Below are 2,911 nucleotides of genomic sequence, written 5' to 3' on the forward strand. Positions count from 1 at the left end.
TGGCGGCGGCCGCCGCCACCCTCTCCGACCACCAGGTCAAGGACATCCAGCACAGGATCTCCGAGCAGATCCCCGGCATCGCCGACTCCGTGGACATCAACTCCCTGGCCAGCAACGCCGGCACGGTGGGACTGGTCAGCGGCGTGGTGCTGCTGATCTCCGGCCTGGGCTGGGTGGACACCATGCGGGCCGCCATCCGCACCATCTGGCAGGTGGACGCGGAACCGGGCAACCCGGTGGTGCGCAAGCTGCTCGACGTGGGCGTACTGGTCGGGCTCGGCGTGGTCACGGCGGTCTCCCTGGGCGCCTCGGCCATCTTCAGCGCCCTCACCGGCAGGCTCGCCGAGGCCCTGGGGCTGGATCGCAGCGGAGTGGGCGCCTGGCTGCTGGGCCTGGCGGGATTCGCCATCGCGGTCGTCGCAGACATGATCCTCTTCGCCTATCTGCTCACCGCGTTCCCCCGCATCACCGACCAGCGGCGGCGCACGGTGCTGGCGGCCGCGCTGATCGGCGCGGTCGGCTTCGAGGTGCTGAAGATCCTGCTCTCCTCGTACATCAGCGGGGTGGCCGGCAAGTCGATGTACGGGGCCTTCGGTGTGCCGGTGGCCCTGCTGCTGTGGATCAACTTCGTCAGCCGGCTGCTGCTGTACTGCGTCTCCTGGACCGCCCTCGCCGATTCGGACGAGGCCCGGGCCCGTGCCCGGAAGCAGGCGCTGCACGCCTATCACGAGGCCGGGGGCGGCGCTCCCGTGGCCCCGCACTGAGGCAGGGCCGGGCACGGTCGGAGCGGGGCCCCCGCACCATTCGTACGGCGTTGTGCGAGCGATGCCGCGCGGCCGGCGGCCCGAAGGCCGGCCGCGTCCCCAGGGACCCGTGACCGGCCCCCGCCGCGCAGGGGTGTGTCAGCGCCGTCGGCGACGGCGGCGCCCGCCGACCGCGGTGGACCCCGCGGGCGGGGCGGCGCCGGAGGCTGCGGCGTCCGCGGCCTCGTCGCAGGCGGCCCGCCGCCTGGCGCGGGCCCTGCTGCGGGCCAGGCCGAGTCCGCCGACGGCCACCACCGCGCCGATCCCGGTGGCGACCCAGCCGGTGGAGATCCCGCCGGTGCCGCCGGCCTCCTCGGCCGCGGTACCCGCTCCCGCCCCTGCCCCGGGCCGGGCCTGGCGGCCGGTCTGGGAGGCCGCGGGGGTGGCGTCCGAGCTCTGGTCGGACCGGGGACCGACCAGCGTACCCACCGGGGTGACCTTCCCCAGCGCGCTGAAGCCCCAGTCCAGCAGCCTGCTGGTCTCGATGTAGACCTGGTTGGTGTGGACCGGCTCGGGGTGCATCACCGTGACGATCAGGGTGTGCCCGCCGCGTACGGCGGCCCCGGTGAAGGTGTTCCCGGCGTTGGTGGTGAAGCCGTTCTTGACCCCGATCAGCCCCCGGTACGGGGTCATCCCCCAGGCGCCGGTCAGCAGCCGGTCGGTGTTCTGGATCTCGAAGGTCTCCCGCTTGTGGGTCTTGGGATCCAGATCCCCGGGGAACTTCGCGGACACGGTGGCGCAGTAGGAGCGGAAGTCCGCGTTGCGCAGCCCCTGCCGGGCGAAGAGGGTCAGGTCGTACGCCGACGACACCTGGCCCGGCTCGTCGTAGCCGTCCGGGCTCACCACATGGGTGTCACCGGCCTGCAGTTCGTCCGCCTCGGCCTGCATCTGGTGGACGGTGGCGGGTATTCCGCCGTTCATGTGGGCCAGCACATGGACCGCGTCGTTGCCCGAGCGCAGGAACACACCGCGCCACAGGTCCTCGACCCGGTAGTCCAGGTGCTCCTTGATCCCGACCAGGCTGCTGCCCTCGCCCATGTCGGCCAGCTCCTCCGGGATCACCGTGTGCTTGGTCGTTCTGGGGAACTTGGGCAGCACCGTGTCGGCGAAGAGCATCTTCAGGGTGGAGGCCGGAGGCAGCCGCCAGTGCGCGTTCTTGGCGGCGAGCACCTCACCGGTGGTGGCGTCGGCCACCACCCAGGAGAGGCCGGTGATCTCGTCGGGCAGGGCGGGCGCACCGCCGCCGGGCTGCACCTGGACGCCGGGGCGCCCGAGCTGCTCCCCGCCGACGGTGGACATCTCCTGCGGGGGCGCCGGATGCTTGCTCGCCTTGGCGCCGGTCGGCGCGGCGGCGGCAGGGGCGGCCATGGGCAGTACGGTGGCGGCTGCGGCGGTCGCGGCGAGCAGGGCGGCAAGGCCCCTGCCGGGACGCTGGGACCCGGGACCCGGGGATATGCAGCCGGTCTCCTGAGGACCTGTGAGGTCTTCGGCGCTGGTCACCCGGTGACCGTACCCGGCGGCGCACCGAAGCCGTCAACCGGAGGCCCGGCATCCCCCGTTCGCCCTAGCGGACCCGCGTGTCGGTGCTTGGCCACAACCGCCCATACTGGACAGAACCACTGCCGTACGCCAAGGACGTGACATGAAGCTCAGCCGCCGCACCTCCTGGTTCCTGGCCGCCTTCGGTGTCTGGAGCTGGATCATCTGGGTGACGTTCGCCAAGAACCTGTGGGCGGACTCCGGCGGCCAGGCCTTCACCGACGGTGACCACTCCCGTCCCACCGCGTTCTTCTGGGTTCACCTGGCGCTCACGGTCACCTCATTCGCGCTGGGCACACTGGTGGGAGTGGTGGGCGTCCGCGGCCTGCGGGCCTCCTCCAGGCGGCAGAAGCTCCCCGGGCTGACGCAGTAGCCCGCCGGCCGGACCGCCTCCCGCGGCCCGGCCGCCCGAAAGACTTTCGAACGAAATTGCCGGACATTTGACCTTCGCAGGGGCATCCGATCGGCGGGCTCGTCCGTCTGAAGAAGTGATATCCGCTCGCTGAGTCTCCGAGGACCCACGTGACCACGCCTGGCACCCGCACCCCAGGACTGCCCTCCCCCCGCAC

3 protein-coding genes are annotated in these 2,911 nt (G+C 72.3%); 2 read left to right on the forward strand and 1 reads right to left on the reverse strand.

Annotation, left to right across the window (positions count from 1 at the left end; translation table 11 throughout):
* A partial coding sequence (locus AOK09_RS34775) for a YihY/virulence factor BrkB family protein (protein WP_055591195.1) occupies nucleotides 1–764 on the forward strand: 764 nt, incomplete at its 5' end.
* Between the two features lie 138 nt (nucleotides 765–902).
* On the opposite strand, the gene AOK09_RS34780 is transcribed toward AOK09_RS34775, so the two are convergent.
* The gene (locus tag AOK09_RS34780) at nucleotides 903–2,303 is read right to left on the reverse strand and encodes a D-alanyl-D-alanine carboxypeptidase family protein (RefSeq protein ID WP_063796162.1); all 1,401 of its coding nucleotides are present in this window, start codon (nucleotides 2,301–2,303) and stop codon (nucleotides 903–905) included.
* Between the two features lie 142 nt (nucleotides 2,304–2,445).
* Here AOK09_RS34780 and AOK09_RS40615 point away from each other — a divergent pair, with 142 nt between their 5' ends.
* Nucleotides 2,446–2,715 (forward strand): SCO4848 family membrane protein, encoded by a 270-nt coding sequence (locus AOK09_RS40615; protein WP_055591196.1) that lies wholly within the window; start codon nucleotides 2,446–2,448, stop codon nucleotides 2,713–2,715.
* Nucleotides 2,716–2,911 lie beyond the last annotated feature (196 nt).

This window comes from Peterkaempfera griseoplana, assembly GCF_001418575.1.
In the GTDB taxonomy this organism is placed as follows: Bacteria; Actinomycetota; Actinomycetes; order Streptomycetales; family Streptomycetaceae; genus Peterkaempfera; species Peterkaempfera griseoplana.

Coding starts and splice junctions, on each gene's coding strand:
- AOK09_RS40615 (WP_055591196.1), top strand. CDS start 2,446: ATGAAGCTCAGCCGCCGCACCTCCTGGTTCCTGGCCGCCTTCGGTGTC.